The sequence below is a fragment of the Piscinibacter sp. PDB5-1 genome, assembly GCF_056676035.1.
This window is the reverse complement of the sequence record NZ_JBWVZL010000002.1, coordinates 1,177,521-1,191,306: the sequence shown is the minus strand read 5'-3', so window position 1 is coordinate 1,191,306 and position 13,786 is coordinate 1,177,521. Positions and strand designations below refer to the sequence as shown.

Genomic DNA, 13,786 nt, shown 5'->3' with positions numbered 1-13,786 from the left:
TTTTTGTTCTTCGAGTTCTGGATTGGAGAGTTGCCATGTGGAAGATCGCTCTGGCCTTCGTCGCCTTCGCCGCGCTGGCCTTGTTCGTGTTGAGCCAAGGGGGCGACATCGACCTCAGCGGCGAAAAGCACGGCATCGAGACGCACGATGCCGCACCGGCCTCCTCGCCTACCGCCGCCAGCCCCGCCAGCGCAGCCGCCTCGGCGCAGTGAGCGGGGCGGGCGCCTTCCCGAGCGTTCAGAGTGCGGGCGCTGCCTTGCGCTTCTTGCCCGGCGTGGCCGCAGAGGTCGGCTTCGATGTCGTGGACGTCACCGCCTCGTCCTCGCAGGGCACGTGATCGGCGCCACCGCAGTTGCGCGTCGGGTCGGCGCCGGGGCGCAGCGTCCAATCCTTCGCATCCTTGTCGGTCTTGATCTGCTTTTCGGCGTGCATGGCCGCCGTCGGTGAGATCGGGTCGCTGGCCGGAAAGGTCTGGTCCAAGGCCTCGTCAAGCAGCTCCTGGTAGGTCGGCACTTTCTCTGCCGGCGTGCTCGCCTTGTTTTCCAGGCGTTCGGCTTCGTGCTTGGTCTTGCGCGCGTCTTTCGTGGTCATGGGAGGCTCCCATCAGGTGAAGGTCTTGCCGATGGGGCAAGGCGTGTGCCTTGCGCCGCGTCCACCGCTACCGCGGCACGACGCGCGACGGTCCCCTCAAGCCAACGACAGCGCCTGCATGGCAATGCGCGGCGGGCCTGCCATGGCCACCCCGGGGGGCACCCGCATCAGGTCGAGCGCCGCCTGTGCGACAGCTTGCGGCTCGACGCGCTCGAGGCATGCCGGGTGGGCCTCGGGGCAACGGCCCGTGATGCAGTGCCGGCACGGCACGTCATGGTTCAGCACGCGGGCGCTGACTTTCCACGGCGTGTGTTGCGGTGTGGTCAAGGCATACAGCACGACCACCGGCGTGCCCTGGGCGGCGGCGATGTGGGCCGGGCCGCCGTTGTTGCACACCAGCACTTGCGCACCGGCGATCAGGGCCGCCAGTTCACCCAGGGTCAACTGCCCCGCGAGCGACATGCCGGGGTGGCGCATGCCGGTCTGCGCGCTGCGCACCATCTGTTCTTCGTCGCGTCCGCCGGTGAAGACGATCTGGCAGCCGGTGGATTCGGCCAGCGCGTCGGCCGCTTCCGCGAAGCGCTCGGCCGGGTAGCGCCGCGAGGCCGCCGTCGCGCCCGGGTGCAGCACGATGTAGGGCGTGCGCAGGTCGCCGCCGGCCTGCTCGAACTTGCGGCGCATGCCGAGCGCATCGCTCACGCGGTGCTTGAACTGCAAGCGCTCGTCGCGCGCATGAAAGCCGACCGAACGCACCAGGTCGAGCTGGCGCTTCACCTCGTGTCGCATGCCGCTCTGGCATTCGTCGAGGTCGGGCACCCAGTCGGTCAGCAGATCGTGCGGGTTCTCGCGGCTGTGTGCGAGCCGCAGCGGAATGCCCGCCATGTGGCACAGCATGGCTGCGGGCAGCGCGCTTTGCGTGCACGCGGTGAAGATCACCGCGGCGTCGAACTCGCCTTTGGCAAGTTGCGCGATGAGCCGGCGGTCCACATGCGCGCTGCGCGCCTGGCCTGGCGTGCCATGGCGCCAGGGGGCGTCGTAGACGATGGCATCGTCGAGCGCCGGGATGTGCGCGAGTGCCGCGGCGCCCGACTTCGAGGCCAGCAAGGTCAGGCGTGCGTGCGGCGCAGCCTGCTTGATGGCGGTGAAGGCGGGCGAGGTCATCACCACGTCGCCGAGCTTGTCGAGCCGCACCGCGAGGATGTTGCGCGCCTCTTGCCAGGCGCGCGCACGCGGGCCCGGCACGGCGAGCCCGAGCGGCTGCACCCGGGGACCGGGGCCGATGGTGGGGGACAGGTGGCTCATTGCATGAACTCCGCTGAAGCTGGGCCGGCGTGCAGGTTCCAGCGCGCCGCCAGGGCCTGGGCGGCTTGGCGGGTGCGCTCGACCCAGGGCCGGCGAGGTGGGGTGGGCGCTGGCACGGCGTGGTCGCGTGCCAGTGCGCGCTGGTGATCGTGGGCGAGGATCTGCTGCGCGGCGTCGAGCAGGTTGCCCGCGCGCAGGTGGGGCGTGCGCAGCGGCGAAAGGCGCCAGGCGGTTTCGTTGCCCACATCGAGCAGCGTGGTGCGGCAGCCGGCACGCCGACCGGCTTCGACGTCGTCGAGCAGGTCGCCCACCGCCCAGCTGTCGGCCAAGTCGATGCGGTGCGTGCCCGCGGCCTGGTGCAGCAGGCCGGGCGCCGGTTTGCGGCACAGGCAGCGGGGCACGCCGCCCAGCGAGCTGGACGGCGCATGCGGGCAGGCGAAGAAGTCGTCCACCTGCACGCCTTGCGCCTTCAATTGCGCTGCGAGCGCGGCGTGCAGCTGCTTGAGCGCCGCGCGGTCGAACTGCCCGAGCGCCAGCCCGGGCTGGTTGGTGACAACGATCAGGCGGTAGCCCGCCTGGGCGAGCAGCGCGAGGCCCTCGACGGCGTGCGGTGTGAAGCGCAGCTTGGCGGGGTCCACGTTGTGGGGTGGGTGCTCGACCAGGGTGCCGTCCTGGTCGATGAAGACGGCGCGCGCGCGGGGTGCGACGGGACCGGCGTCATTCATTCGCCGGCTCAAGGGTGCGGGGTGCATCACGTCCTCCTTCCTCCGAAAGACGCGGCCTCGATGCGGGCCGGCGTCGTCAAAACACAAACGCTTCATGGTCTCGGGCACGGCCGCGTCACAGAGCGAGCGCCGACAGGCCGCCCTGCACCAGGCGCAGGCCGGGCCGCACCGGTGCCGGCGCGGGCTCGAAGGCGCTGCGCCGGTGCACCGCGCGGTACACCTGCGCCAGTTCACCGGCCACGTGGGCCCACGTGAACGTCGAACGCACACGGCGCAAGCCGGCGCGGCCCATCGACTCGGCGAGAAAGGGGTTTGCGTGCAGGGTGGCCAGTCGTTGCGCGAGGGCCTGCAGATCGTCGGGCGGCACCAGGAAGCCGGTGACCCCATCGTCCACCGCGTGCCGCAGGCCATCCACCGCGCTGGCGATCACCGGGGTGCCGCAGGCCATGGCTTCGAGCGCGACGAGGCCCAAGGGCGCGTATGAGGGGGTGGCGACGCACACGTCGGCGGCCGCATGGCAGCGACGCAGCTCGTCGCGGCGGCTCGCATGGACCCAGCGGATGCGGCGGGTCAGGCCGCTCGTGTGTGCGATCTGCTCCAGGCGAGCGCCTTCGCTCGACGCCGACGCGTTGGCCTCGTTGCCCACCACGACCAGGCGTGTCGGCACGTGCGCGGGCAAACGTGCCAGTGCCTGCACCACGGTGTCGATGCCCTGTTGCGGCGCCAGCCCCCCGCGCTGCAGGACGATGAATTCATCTGCCGCCAGCCCGAGCTGCTGGCGCGCGAGCAGGCGACTCATGGGGTGGAAGTCCTCCAGGTCGCAGCCACCGGCCACGGTCAGCAGCTTGCTCGGGCGCGCGCCATACAGCTTCATCAGGTCGTCGCGGTCCTGCGGACACACCGCGATCAGCGCATCGGCGCTGCGCACGAGCGCCCGTTCGATCTCGACCCGCGCGGGCGGGAAGGCATCGGTCGCCTGGGGGTGTTGGCGACGCACCAGACCGAGCCCATGAAACGTCATCACGAAGGGCAGCGACAGCACCCGCTGCAGCCGCTGCGCCACCATGCCCGACATGAAGAAGTTCGCATGCGCGACGTCGTAGCGCACGCTGTGGCGCAGCAGCCGTTCGGTGGCCCGGGTGAAGGCCGGCAGGTGCTGCAGCAATTGCGTCCTGGGCATGGCTTCGGCCGGTCCGGCATCGACATGGATCACCCGCAGCTGGGGGCACACGTCCACCACCGGCTGCAGGGCGCGGTGGTCGCGGCGCGTGATCACGTCCACCTGGTGGCCGGCCTGTGCAAGCTGGCGAGCGACCTGCGCCACGTAGACGGCCTGGCCGTCCGCGTCCGCACCGCGCAGGCTGGCGAGGGGCGAGGCGTGCTCGCTGATGAGCGCAATGCGAAGGTGGTCGGGCATGGGGGCTCGCGGCAAAGAGACTTGCGCGAACAGGGGCAATCGCTGTGCCCGCCGGGCCCTGCATGCCGCGAGGGGCATGCAACCCCACCGCCTGCGCGGTCATTGCCGGTTCAATCGTAGGAATTGCCGCAAGCCCTGCCGCCGCCGCTCCGACGATGGCGGGCGCGCGAGAGGGGCGTTCAGCCGCCGGGCGCGGCCGGTTGCGAGGTGAGGTGGGCGAGCGAGGGGCCGGCCGCCAGCGGCAAGGGCTCGACACGGTCGGACTGCATTTCCGCCTGCAGTGCGGCTTCGTCTTCGACCAGCCACTGGGTCGGGTAGCCAGCGAGCAGTTCAGAGTGGGCCTCGATGCCGGTCGCACGCCCCGCCAAGCGCGTCACCAGCCACGCCATCGCGATGAACAGGCCCATGCCCACCACCACGAAGACCACCAGCAGCACGCCGTGGGCCCACGGGTCGGTGCGCACCACGAAAACGCTCGCCGAGGCCGCGGCCACCAGCGCGGCCACGCCTTGCGCGCGGCCATCGAGGAAGCCGCCCAGCAGCATCGCGTAGCTGCCGAGAAACAGCAGGGCCAGCAGCAGCTGCAGGCCGCCCATGTTCTGCAGGGTGTGGTTCAGCTCATTCATGGCGACAAGCCTCCCGAGGTGACCAGCCTAAAGACGTGGTGGGGCAGCGCATGTAGGAAGAAGCCTCGTCTCTCATCGTGACGAGATCATTGCCCGCCGTGCGCGTGCCGTGGGAACGGACCCTAGCGCGGCTCGTGAAGTTCGACGCGCAGCAGGGTTTTGTTGCATTCATTCGAGGGGGGTGGCCGTGAACAACGCCCGGCGCGCGCGTCGCGCGCCGCTGCCGGCGATGCGTGGCGGCAACACCGCGCCGTCATCGCTGCGTCACGCGGTCGATCTGTTCGGCGAGCACCTGCGGTCGCGTGGCCTGTTCGAGCACGGCGATCGTCGGGTCGTCGCTCACGTCGGCGCCCACCCGTTCGGCAATGCGTTCCAGGATGTGCAGCATCTTCGTGTTCTCTTGCTCGGTCAGCAGGTTGATTTGCAGGTCGAGCGCGTTGCGCCGGTCGGTCAGGCGCGCTTCCTCGTTCTGCGTGATGAGGATGAAGGTGGACAGGAAGATCGCCTCCAGCGACACCATCAGCGTCAGAAACGTGAAGGGAAACGGGTCGAGCGGGCGCAGCCCCGGCCAGCTGTTGAGCGCGATCCACCCGCCGAACAGCAGCACGTGCAGCGCGGCGAATTCGATGGTTCCGCAAAAGGCGGTGACACGGCCGACGATCTTCGCGGCCGTGCTGCGCTGCGCCTGGGCTTCGTCTTCGAGCGCGGCAATGGCGCGCACGTTGCGTTCGGTCAGCTCTTCGACCGAACGCGCGTTGCGGTAGGCCTGCGAGGCAGGCGTCGCGTGGTTCGGGGCGATCGAGGCGGTCTTCATGACCCGCCGCAGTGTGAACAGCCCGCGTGCAACGGGCTGTCAGAGCACGCCGCATCGGGCTGTCGGCGGGGGACAGAACTTCAGTTCGAGCGCGGACCAGCCGACGACGCGAGGCGGTAGCGCTGCAGCACGCGCTGCGCGCGCCGGCACAGCTCGCCGTGCACCAGCGACTCGTTGCGCATCAGGTCGAGCGCAATGCCGTTGGCCGCGGCCAGCACCACCAGCTCGGCCCAGTGCCAGCTTTCGAAGCTGGCGCGCGTGGGGGCGCTCAGTCCGTCCACCGCTCGGGCCGTGAAGGCCATCTTCGACAGCGTTTCCGACGCGGCCACCAAGTCCCGGTCGCACAGGTTTTGAACGGTGGGGGGGCGTGGGGCTTTCATGGGGCTATCTCGGGTCAGCAGGTGTTCCTGCCTTTTCGACCGTTGGCCGGCGGACCTGAGGGCGCGGCCCGCCGGCTGGGCCTCAGATGCGGGAAAGTTCGCGCCTCTCGGGCCCGGCCGGCGCGCAGCCCGCGCCCTATGCTGTGTGCATCTTCTGACTCGAACACGCCTGCCATGCCCTCGACCGTTCCGCGCCGCGTGGCGCTTTTTCTTGCCGGCGTGCAGTTTTTCTTCGCGCTGACCTGGGTGATCTACGTGATCTACCTGCCCCAGCTGGCGGCGCAGGCCGGGTTGCCGGCCACGGCGGTGATCTGGCTCTTGATGCTCGACCAGTTGATCTTCGTCATGGTCGATTTCGCCATGGGGGTCGCGGCCGACCGCGCCACGCGCCAACTGCGGCGCCTCGGGCCGGCGATCCTCGGTGTGACGCTGGTGTCGTGCGCGGCCTTCCTGCTTCTGCCCTTCGTGGCCCCGCGGGGCTCGGTGGCGCTTTTCGTCGCGGTGACGGTGCTGTGGTCGGTGACCTCGTCGGTGCTGCGTGCGCCGCCGCTCACGCTGGTCGGCCGGCATGCGGCCAGGCCGACACAGGCGGCTCTGGTGGCCTGGTCGATGCTCGGGCTGGGCGTGGCGGCAGCGTGTGCGCCCTACCTGGGCATGGTGCTCGCCAGCATCGACCCGCGCGTGCCTTTTGTGGCGTCGAGCCTGTCGCTCGCGTTCGCGACGCTGGGCATCGTGGCGGCCGAACGCGCCTTGCTGCGCGCCGCGCCCGGCTCCTCATCAACGCCAGAGGCAAGCGTCGCCTCGCGACCGCTGCGCCTGCCGGCCAGCGGCTTCGTCGTGGCGGCCGTGCTGGCCGCCGGGGCCTTCCAGGTGCACGTGTTCCTCAACAGCGGGCCGCTCTACCTGCGCCAGGCCACGCAAACCGACCTGCCCTGGCTGCTGCCGGTGTTCTGGATTGGCTTCAACCTCGCAATGTGGCCGGCCGGCTGGGCCGCCAAGCGCTTTGGCGGGGTGAGGGTGATGACGGCCTGCGGCGCGGTCGCGGCCGGGGCTGCGCTCAGTGCACAGGTCATGCCCACGCTCGCGGGCCTGGTGTCGATGCAACTCGTCGCGGGGGCGGCCTGGGGCGGGGTGCTGGTCGGCGCCTTCGTGTCGGCGCTGGCGCTCGGGCACACCGGCCGCGAGGGCTGGTTCAGCGGGGCGGTGTCGTCGGTGCTGGCGCTGGCCGCGCTGGCGCGCATGGCCGCCCTGGCCAGCGGCTGGGCGAAGACGCCCGAGGCCTCGCCCTGGCTGGTCTGGGCGCCGGTGCTTGGCTGGCTGGCCGGCGCGGTGCTGCTGGCGGTGCTCTGGAAGCGGCGCGGCGGCACGGTGCACGAGGCACCGGCCGCCGCCTGAGGGGTTGCGAGCCGCGCCTTACTTCGCGTCGCGCAACTCGCGGCGCAGGATCTTGCCGACGTTGGTCTTCGGCAGGTCCTTGCGGAACTCGATCACCTTCGGCCGCTTGTAGGCGGTGAGGTTCTCGCGGCAGTGGGCCAGCACGGCCTCTTCGGTCACGGCGTTGCTGTTGCGCACGACGAAGAGCTTCACCGCCTCGCCTGAGTGCGCATCGGGCACGCCCACGGCCGCGCACTCGACCACGCCGGGCATCATCGAGACGACCTGCTCGATCTCGTTCGGGTACACGTTGAAGCCCGAGACGAGGATCATGTCCTTCTTGCGATCGACGATGGTGGTGTAGCCGCGTTCGTCCATCACGCCGATGTCGCCCGACTTGAAGAAGCCGTCCTTCGTCATGACCTTGGCGGTCTCGTCGGGGCGGTTCCAGTAGCCGGCCATCACCTGCGGGCCGCGGATGCAGATCTCGCCCGGCTGGCCGATCGGCACCTCGTTCTCGTCGTCGTCGCGGATCGAGATCTCAGTCGAGGGCACCGGCAGGCCGATGGCGCCGGTGAACTTGGGTTCGTCGAGGCGGTTCACGGTCACGACCGGCGAGGTCTCCGACAGGCCGTAGCCTTCGATCACGTTGCAGCCGGTGATCTTCTTCCAGCGTTCGGCCGTGGCCTGCTGCACCGAGGTGCCGCCGCCGTTGCTGATCTTCAGGCCCGAGAAGTCGAGCTTCAGGAAGTCGGGGTGCAGCGTCAGCGCGTTGAACAAGGTGTTCACCGCCGGGAACATGTTGATGCGGTAGTTCTGCAGCGTCTTGATGAAGCCCGGGATGTCGCGCGGGTTGGGGATGAGGATGTTCATCGCCCCCACGCGCGAGCCCAGCAGGAAGCAGGCCGTCAGCGCGAAGATGTGATACAGCGGCAGCGCACACACGGCGGTGATGGGCTTGTCGCCCAGCGCGTCGAGCGTGGGCCGGAACCAAGCCTCGGTCTGCAGCACGTTGGCCAGCACGTTGCGGTTGAGCAGCGTGGCGCCCTTCGACACGCCAGTCGTGCCGCCCGTGTACTGCAGGAAGGCCACGTCGTTCGCGCCGATCTGCGGGCGCTTGAGGCTGCGACTGCTGCCCTTCGACAAGGCGCTGTTGAAGCGCGTGACCGTGCGGCCCTTGTCGAGCGGCAACTGGAAGGGCGGCACCATCTTCTTCAGGTTGCGCACCACGAAGTTGACCAGCGCGCCCTTCGCGCCGAGCAGGTCGCCCATCGACGCGAGCAGCACGTGCTTCACGTCGGTCTGGTCGATCACCTGCTGCAAGGTGATGGCGAAGTTCTCGAGCACGATGATGGCTTCGGAGCCCGAGTCCTTGAGCTGGTGCTCCAACTCGCGCGGCGTGTACAGCGGGTTCACGTTGACGACCGTGAAGCCCGCGCGCAGCACGGCGGCGATGGCCACCGGGTACTGCAGCACGTTGGGCATCATCAGCGCAACACGTGCGCCGCGCTGCAGGCCCAGCGATTGCAGCCATGCGCCCAGCGACGACGACATCTCGTCGAGCTGGCGGTAGGTGATGGCCTTGCCCATGCAGGCGAAGGCTTCGCGCTGCGCGTATTTCTTGAACGACTCCTCCAGCAGGTCGACGATGGAGGCGTACTGCGAGGTGTTGATCTCGGTGATGACGCCCGTGGGGTAGCTTTTGAGCCAGGGTTTTTGCATGGCGTGTGTGGAGGCAGACGAAGACAGCGCATGGTCTGAGAGAGACTGTGCTTCGGCTACGGTAATTCTCCTTACGCGAAGTGGCCTCCGGCCGTGATCCACACCACGCTGCACACCTGTGCGAAGAGCAGGGCACGATCTTGAACCGCCGCCTCACGCCGGTCACCTTGTTCACCGCGCGCTGCTACCCTCGGGCGCCATGACTGCCGCCGGGCTCCAGCGATTTCTGACTTTCTGCCTCCTCGGCGGAGCCCTGGCGGCCGTGGGCGTCGGGGCCGCCCAAGGGCAGTGGGCCTGGGGCGTCGCGGTGGCGCTGTTGCTGCTGCTGGGACACGCGCTGGTGCTGGCGGCCGAATTCGCCTGCGTCGCCTGGGTGCAGCGCAGCGACTCGGTGCAAGCCCCGACGCTCCGCCAACTGGTGCAGGCGTGGTGGGCCGAGGTGTGGTGCGCGCCACGCGTCTTTTGCTGGGACCAGCCTTTTCGCGCCCAGCGTTTTGCCGACCACCTGCCTTCGTCGGCCCGTGGCGTGCGCGGCCTGGTGCTCGTGCATGGCTTCTTGTGCAACCGGGGCTTCTGGAATCCGTGGTTCCCGCGGCTGCGTGCGCACGGGGTGCCACACGCCGCGGTGAGCCTGGAGCCGGTTTTCCACTCGATCAGTGGTTATGCGCCGACCATCGAGGCGGCCGTGCGGCAGGTCGAGCAGGCGACCGGGCTCGCGCCGGTGATCGTCGCGCACAGCATGGGCGGGCTCGCGGTGCGGGCCTGGCTGGCCGGCCAACGCGCCAGCGACGCCGATGCGCGGGTGCACCGCGTGATCACCATCGGCTCACCGCACCAGGGCACCTGGCTCGCGCGTTTCGGCCACACGCCCAACGCCCGCGAGATGCGCCGCGGCGCGAGCGACTGGCGACTGGCGCTCGAAGCGGGTGAACCGGCCGAGCGCTTTGCGCGATTCACCTGCTTTTTCAGCCACTGCGACAACGTCGTGTTTCCGGCCACCACCGCCACCCTGCCCGGGGCCGACAACCGGCACGTGCCGGGCGCGGCGCACGTGGACCTGATCGATCAGCCCGAGGTGTTCAACGAGGTGCTGAAGTGGCTGTCGCCTTCGACGGGCAAGGGCGAGGCCACCACGGCAGGGGCACAGCAGGCCCGGTAGGCCGCGTGCGCCAGCCCGGCCAACGTGGCGGCGAACCCCAGGTGCATCAGCGCGTGCCCACCGATCCAGCCGGTGAGGGTCAGCAGTTCGGTGTCAAACAGGTCGAAGGCGCGCGAGCCGAGGTACACGCCCAGCACCAGCGCCCAGGCGCGTCCGCGCGTGTGGCTGCCGACGAGCGACAGCGCCCCGGCCGGGATCAGCAGCGTCGGCAGCATCTGCATCAGCAGCAGCGGGCGCAGGTCGACCTCGCCGTGCTGCCAGAGGCTCCACGCGGTGTAGAGGCCGGCCGCTGCCACCACGGCGAGCACCGCGGCCAGCGCGCGCGGTGTGCCGAAGGCCGGGCTGACGCGCTCGGCCAGAAAGCCCGACAGCAGCAGCATGAACACGGCCGCTGCCGCGATGTTCGACACCACGAAGCGCGGGTGGTCGGGTGCCAGGTGGTAGACCGCCGAGGCGATCGCCATCGCCATGGCGGCAATGAAACTGCCCTTCCAGGGGCGGGTGAGCGTGGCCGGCCAACCGCTGCGGCGCATCGACACCCAGCCGAGCAGGGCCACCAGCAGCATGGGCAGTTGGGCCAGCACGTTGACCGCGTGGCCGAAGGCGCTGCGGTCGCCGGCGTGCTGATGCTCTTGGTCGGGAATGGGCATGGGCCCGAGCGCAATGAGGCCGACGGCGAGCGCCATCGTCATCGCGACGAGCAGAAAAAGGGCGCAGCGGCGGTTGAGGGCGTCGGTCATGGCAGCACAGGGCCTGGGGCACGTGCTCAATTGAAGGTCGAGACTCCCCGGGCGACATCACCCGCTTGGGGGACGTCGCCCGAGGGCAAGCATCAAGGGTGCCCGAGTATGCGGTCGTCGGGCAAGTGGGCTGTGGCGTCCACGTCACCCGCCTGCGCGACACGCGCGTACAGCGGCGTGAAGTCGGGTGCGGTCGCGTCGAAGAGCTGCTGGAAGCTGTCGATCACGAAGTAGGTGGCCTGGAAGCTGTCGATGCGGAAACGCGTGCGCATGATGCGTTCGAGCGCGAAGCCGAGGCGCTGCGGCTCGGGCGAGCGCACGCTGTGGGGCAATTCGCCCGCCGACGAGAGGATGCCCGCCCCATAGGCGCGCAAGCCCTTCGCCGTGGCGATCAGCCCGAACTCGACCGTGTACCAGTACAGCCGCGCCAGGTGCTCGCAGGCCTGCAGCCGGCTGGCCTTCAGGCCGCCCGCGCCATAGGCCTGCATGTAGTCGGCGAACACCGGGTCGAACAGCAGCGGCACGTGGCCGAACAGGTCATGAAAGACATCGGGCTCGACCACGTAGTCGAACTCATCGGGCCGGCGCAGCCAGCGCGTGACCGGAAAGCGCCGCTCGGCCAGCAGCGCGAAGAAGGCCTCTTCGGGGATCAGCCCCGGCACGGCCACCACCTGCCAGCCGGTGGCGCGCTGCAGCCGGGCCGACAACTCGTCGAAGCGCGGGATGCGCTCGGGCGCACCCAGTTGCGGCACCGCGGCGATGAACTCGTCGCAGGCCAGGCCGGGCAGCTGCGCTTCCTGGCGCAGCCGCAGGCGGTGGTAGAGCGCGTGGTCTTCGGTGGTGTAGGCGGCCCAGTCCTGGTCGCAGGTGTAGTCGGCGCGGGCGTGGGCGTAGTCGCCGCGCGGCGGGCGTTCGCCCTGGCCGTACGTGACGGGGGCGACGCCGACGTTGATGCTGCGTTCGTCGTGCATCGCGGCCCCTGGGGTCACGTCACTCTTCGAGGCCCTGCAGGAAGGGCAGGGTGGCGGCGGGCGACATGTTCAGCAGCTCGGCGATCTCGGTCACGTCGTCGGGGATGGCGGGGTTGTCCCAGTCGTTCGCGGTGTGCCGCGCGAGGCGGATGGCCAGCACCACGCTGCGCACGCTTGGGTGCTCGGCGTGCAGGTCGTCGTTGATGCGGATGACCAGGTCTGGCAGCGACCACGCACGCATCAACGCCTGCTGCAACTCGATCAGGCGCACGTTGTAGACCTCTTGCTGCGCCACGGCCGAGCGCAGGGTCGGGTCGGCCTGCTGCATCTGGCGCACCTGCAGCGCGAGCGCGGGCGCGTGGCTCCACATCAGCATGTCGGCGAAGTCGTGCAACAAAGCGGCCTGATGGATGATGGCCGCGTCGTGGTCCATGCGGTGGATGGCGAAGGCGAGCGCGTAGTTCGACGCGCGGTGGGCCCGGCGCAGCACCTCGTGCAGGCCGGCCAGCGCCTCGGGCCGGTCGGCCAGGCGGTCTTCGACGGTGGGCTGCGGCCCGAAGGTGGCGAAGAAGGGCGAAATGCCCAGCAGCACCAGCGCGCCGGTGACGGTTTCGATGTCGGTGATGAGCCGTTCTGGCCGGTGCGTGGACACGTAGGCCATGATCTTCAGCGTCATCAGCGGGTCGCGCGCGACCATCTCGCCGATGAGGTTGGCGTCCACATCGTCTTCGTTCGCCCGCATCGCTTCGAGCGCGTCGGCCGTGTCGGCGAGGATGGGGATGTCCACCCCGCGGTAGTAGGCGACCCAGGCCGACACGTCACGCAGCGGGCGGTCCAGCGGCTGGAACGGCGGTGCGGGGTGGTGTGCGTTGCTCATGGGTTGTGCCTGGAGCGGAGCTTGAATCGTTATCGGCCGGTGCGGGGGCGGACTTGAATTCACCCCTGCTGCCGACACCTCATTTGGCACCCAGCTGTGCCTTGACGTCCAGCCCGACCTTCTGGTTCACGAACTGCAGCGTGGCCACCTTGGCCAGGTCCACCTCGCCCGGCTTGTAGAGACCGGCCTTGAGCATCTGGGCATGGAAGTCGGCGATGCGCGCGGTGTTCATCGCGCCGATGCCCAGCTTGAGCGCCTCGCCCGAATCGACGATGCCCTGCTGCTTCATCAGCGCAACCGAGGCTTCCATCTCGGCCTCGCTCATCTCGGGGTTGTCGCGCTTCATCAGGGCTGCCGCCGCCTTGCGGTCGCCGTAGAGGTAGTTGACCCAGCCGATCGCCGACGCATCGACGAAACGCTGCACGAGCTTGGGGTTCTGCTTCACCGTGTCGGCGTGGGCCTCGATCAGCGTCGAGTAGGTGCTGAAGCCGTGGTCGGCCAGCAGGTGCACCACGGGCTTGAACTTGCCCTGGTTCTCGACGTAGATCGGCTCGGCCACCGAGTAGCCCTGCTGGATGGCCTTCGGGTTGGCGAGGAAGGGCCCGAGGTTGTAGTTGTAGGGCTTGAGCGCCTCGTCCTGGAAGCCGTGCGTCACCTTGAGCCATTGCCACCAGGTGAACTGGCCGTCCTTGGCGATCAAGGCGGTGGGTGCGGTTTTCAGCTTGTCGAACGATTCGTGGCCCTGGCCCGGGTGCGCGATCAGCGCCTGCGGGTCTTTCTGGAACATCGCCGCGACCACGACGGTGGGCACGCCGTTCTTCACGTTGTCGAAGCTGTGCAGCAGGTTGCCGGTCATCAAGAAGGTGATGCGCTTGGCCGGCAGCAGCGGGCGGTTGTTCACCTGCGGCCCGCCCTGCAAGATGGTCACGTCGAGCCCGAACTTCTTGTACGTGCCATCGGCCAGCGCCTGGTAGAAGCCGCCGTGCGCGGCCTGCGCCTTCCAGTTGGTGGCGAAGGTGACTTTGTCTTGGGCATGGCTCGCCAGCGATGTGGCGAGCGCCAGCGCGGTGATGAAAGCTGTTCGCATG

The 13,786-nt window shown here is 69.3% G+C and carries 15 protein-coding genes; 3 read left to right on the top strand and 12 right to left on the bottom strand.

The annotated features are described in order from the left end of the window. The first annotated feature begins 35 nt into the window (after nt 1–35). The gene (locus AC1KAT_RS12785) at nt 36–212 is read left to right on the top strand and encodes a hypothetical protein (protein WP_480326430.1); all 177 of its coding nucleotides are present in this window, start codon (nt 36–38) and stop codon (nt 210–212) included. Nucleotides 213–237: 25 nt separating this feature from the next. On the opposite strand, the gene AC1KAT_RS12780 is transcribed toward AC1KAT_RS12785, so the two are convergent. From AC1KAT_RS12780 to AC1KAT_RS12750, 7 genes are all read right to left on the bottom strand, one after another. Then, nucleotides 238–591 carry a hypothetical protein gene (locus AC1KAT_RS12780; RefSeq protein WP_480326428.1) on the bottom strand — a complete coding sequence of 118 codons (354 nt, stop codon included), beginning with the start codon at nt 589–591 and terminating at the stop codon, nt 238–240. A 96-nt stretch (nt 592–687) separates the two neighbouring features. Further along, nucleotides 688–1,893, bottom strand: coding sequence for a glycosyltransferase family 9 protein (locus tag AC1KAT_RS12775; protein WP_480326426.1), 1,206 nt, complete (start codon nt 1,891–1,893; stop codon nt 688–690). Further along, nucleotides 1,890–2,618 (bottom strand): D-glycero-alpha-D-manno-heptose-1,7-bisphosphate 7-phosphatase, encoded by a 729-nt coding sequence (locus tag AC1KAT_RS12770; protein ID WP_480326424.1) that lies wholly within the window; start codon nt 2,616–2,618, stop codon nt 1,890–1,892. The genes AC1KAT_RS12775 and AC1KAT_RS12770 overlap by 4 nt, the downstream gene beginning before the upstream one ends. Nucleotides 2,619–2,733: 115 nt before the next feature. After that, nucleotides 2,734–4,035: a glycosyltransferase gene (locus AC1KAT_RS12765; RefSeq protein WP_480326422.1), complete on the bottom strand. Its 1,302-nt coding sequence runs from the start codon at nt 4,033–4,035 to the stop codon at nt 2,734–2,736. 179 nt (nt 4,036–4,214) lie between these two features. Then, complete coding sequence (locus tag AC1KAT_RS12760) at nt 4,215–4,661, bottom strand: hypothetical protein (RefSeq protein ID WP_480326420.1); 447 nt, start codon at nt 4,659–4,661, stop codon at nt 4,215–4,217. Nucleotides 4,662–4,914: 253 nt separating this feature from the next. Then, entirely contained in the window at nt 4,915–5,475 is a 561-nt protein-coding gene (locus tag AC1KAT_RS12755; protein ID WP_480326418.1) for a DUF1003 domain-containing protein, read from the bottom strand. A gap of 80 nt (nt 5,476–5,555) precedes the next feature. Further along, entirely contained in the window at nt 5,556–5,855 is a 300-nt protein-coding gene (locus tag AC1KAT_RS12750) for a hypothetical protein (protein WP_480326416.1), read from the bottom strand. A 174-nt stretch (nt 5,856–6,029) separates the two neighbouring features. Between AC1KAT_RS12750 and AC1KAT_RS12745 the strand changes: the two genes are divergently transcribed. Then, nucleotides 6,030–7,250 (top strand): MFS transporter, encoded by a 1,221-nt coding sequence (locus AC1KAT_RS12745; protein WP_480326415.1) that lies wholly within the window; start codon nt 6,030–6,032, stop codon nt 7,248–7,250. Between the two features lie 18 nt (nt 7,251–7,268). Here AC1KAT_RS12745 and AC1KAT_RS12740 read toward each other — a convergent pair whose 3' ends face one another. After that, nucleotides 7,269–8,951, bottom strand: coding sequence for a long-chain-fatty-acid--CoA ligase (locus tag AC1KAT_RS12740; RefSeq protein ID WP_480326414.1), 1,683 nt, complete (start codon nt 8,949–8,951; stop codon nt 7,269–7,271). Nucleotides 8,952–9,150: 199 nt separating this feature from the next. On the opposite strand from AC1KAT_RS12740, the gene AC1KAT_RS12735 reads away from it, so the two are divergent. Next, on the top strand, nt 9,151–10,110 hold the full coding sequence (locus AC1KAT_RS12735; RefSeq protein WP_480326412.1) for an esterase/lipase family protein: 960 nt from the start codon (nt 9,151–9,153) through the stop codon (nt 10,108–10,110). Here AC1KAT_RS12735 and AC1KAT_RS12730 read toward each other — a convergent pair. The 4 genes from AC1KAT_RS12730 to AC1KAT_RS12715 form a co-directional block, all read right to left on the bottom strand. Further along, nucleotides 10,017–10,850, bottom strand: a complete 834-nt coding sequence (locus AC1KAT_RS12730; RefSeq protein ID WP_480326410.1) for a hypothetical protein — start codon at nt 10,848–10,850, stop codon at nt 10,017–10,019. The two genes, AC1KAT_RS12735 and AC1KAT_RS12730, sit on opposite strands and share 94 nt — an antisense overlap. Nucleotides 10,851–10,942: 92 nt before the next feature. Further along, complete coding sequence (phhA, locus tag AC1KAT_RS12725; RefSeq protein WP_480326408.1) at nt 10,943–11,821, bottom strand: phenylalanine 4-monooxygenase; 879 nt, start codon at nt 11,819–11,821, stop codon at nt 10,943–10,945. Between the two features lie 19 nt (nt 11,822–11,840). Beyond that, nucleotides 11,841–12,698, bottom strand: a complete 858-nt coding sequence (locus AC1KAT_RS12720) for an HDOD domain-containing protein (RefSeq protein ID WP_480326406.1) — start codon at nt 12,696–12,698, stop codon at nt 11,841–11,843. A gap of 79 nt (nt 12,699–12,777) precedes the next feature. Continuing rightward, entirely contained in the window at nt 12,778–13,785 is a 1,008-nt protein-coding gene (locus tag AC1KAT_RS12715; protein ID WP_480326404.1) for an ABC transporter substrate-binding protein, read from the bottom strand. Nucleotide 13,786 lies beyond the last annotated feature (1 nt).

Bases quoted from the DNA above. Each gene is read 5' to 3' on its own strand.
- AC1KAT_RS12735 (WP_480326412.1), top strand. From the start codon at position 9,151: ATGACTGCCGCCGGGCTCCAGCGATTTCTGACTTTCTGCCTCCTCGGC.
- AC1KAT_RS12770 (WP_480326424.1), bottom strand. From the start codon at position 2,618: ATGAATGACGCCGGTCCCGTCGCACCCCGCGCGCGCGCCGTCTTCATC.
- AC1KAT_RS12755 (WP_480326418.1), bottom strand. From the start codon at position 5,475: ATGAAGACCGCCTCGATCGCCCCGAACCACGCGACGCCTGCCTCGCAG.
- AC1KAT_RS12745 (WP_480326415.1), top strand. From the start codon at position 6,030: ATGCCCTCGACCGTTCCGCGCCGCGTGGCGCTTTTTCTTGCCGGCGTG.
- AC1KAT_RS12715 (WP_480326404.1), bottom strand. From the start codon at position 13,785: ATGCGAACAGCTTTCATCACCGCGCTGGCGCTCGCCACATCGCTGGCG.
- AC1KAT_RS12765 (WP_480326422.1), bottom strand. From the start codon at position 4,035: ATGCCCGACCACCTTCGCATTGCGCTCATCAGCGAGCACGCCTCGCCC.
- AC1KAT_RS12740 (WP_480326414.1), bottom strand. From the start codon at position 8,951: ATGCAAAAACCCTGGCTCAAAAGCTACCCCACGGGCGTCATCACCGAG.
- phhA (WP_480326408.1), bottom strand. From the start codon at position 11,821: ATGCACGACGAACGCAGCATCAACGTCGGCGTCGCCCCCGTCACGTAC.
- AC1KAT_RS12785 (WP_480326430.1), top strand. From the start codon at position 36: ATGTGGAAGATCGCTCTGGCCTTCGTCGCCTTCGCCGCGCTGGCCTTG.
- AC1KAT_RS12730 (WP_480326410.1), bottom strand. From the start codon at position 10,850: ATGACCGACGCCCTCAACCGCCGCTGCGCCCTTTTTCTGCTCGTCGCG.
- AC1KAT_RS12720 (WP_480326406.1), bottom strand. From the start codon at position 12,698: ATGAGCAACGCACACCACCCCGCACCGCCGTTCCAGCCGCTGGACCGC.
- AC1KAT_RS12775 (WP_480326426.1), bottom strand. From the start codon at position 1,893: ATGAGCCACCTGTCCCCCACCATCGGCCCCGGTCCCCGGGTGCAGCCG.
- AC1KAT_RS12780 (WP_480326428.1), bottom strand. From the start codon at position 591: ATGACCACGAAAGACGCGCGCAAGACCAAGCACGAAGCCGAACGCCTG.
- AC1KAT_RS12760 (WP_480326420.1), bottom strand. From the start codon at position 4,661: ATGAATGAGCTGAACCACACCCTGCAGAACATGGGCGGCCTGCAGCTG.
- AC1KAT_RS12750 (WP_480326416.1), bottom strand. From the start codon at position 5,855: ATGAAAGCCCCACGCCCCCCCACCGTTCAAAACCTGTGCGACCGGGAC.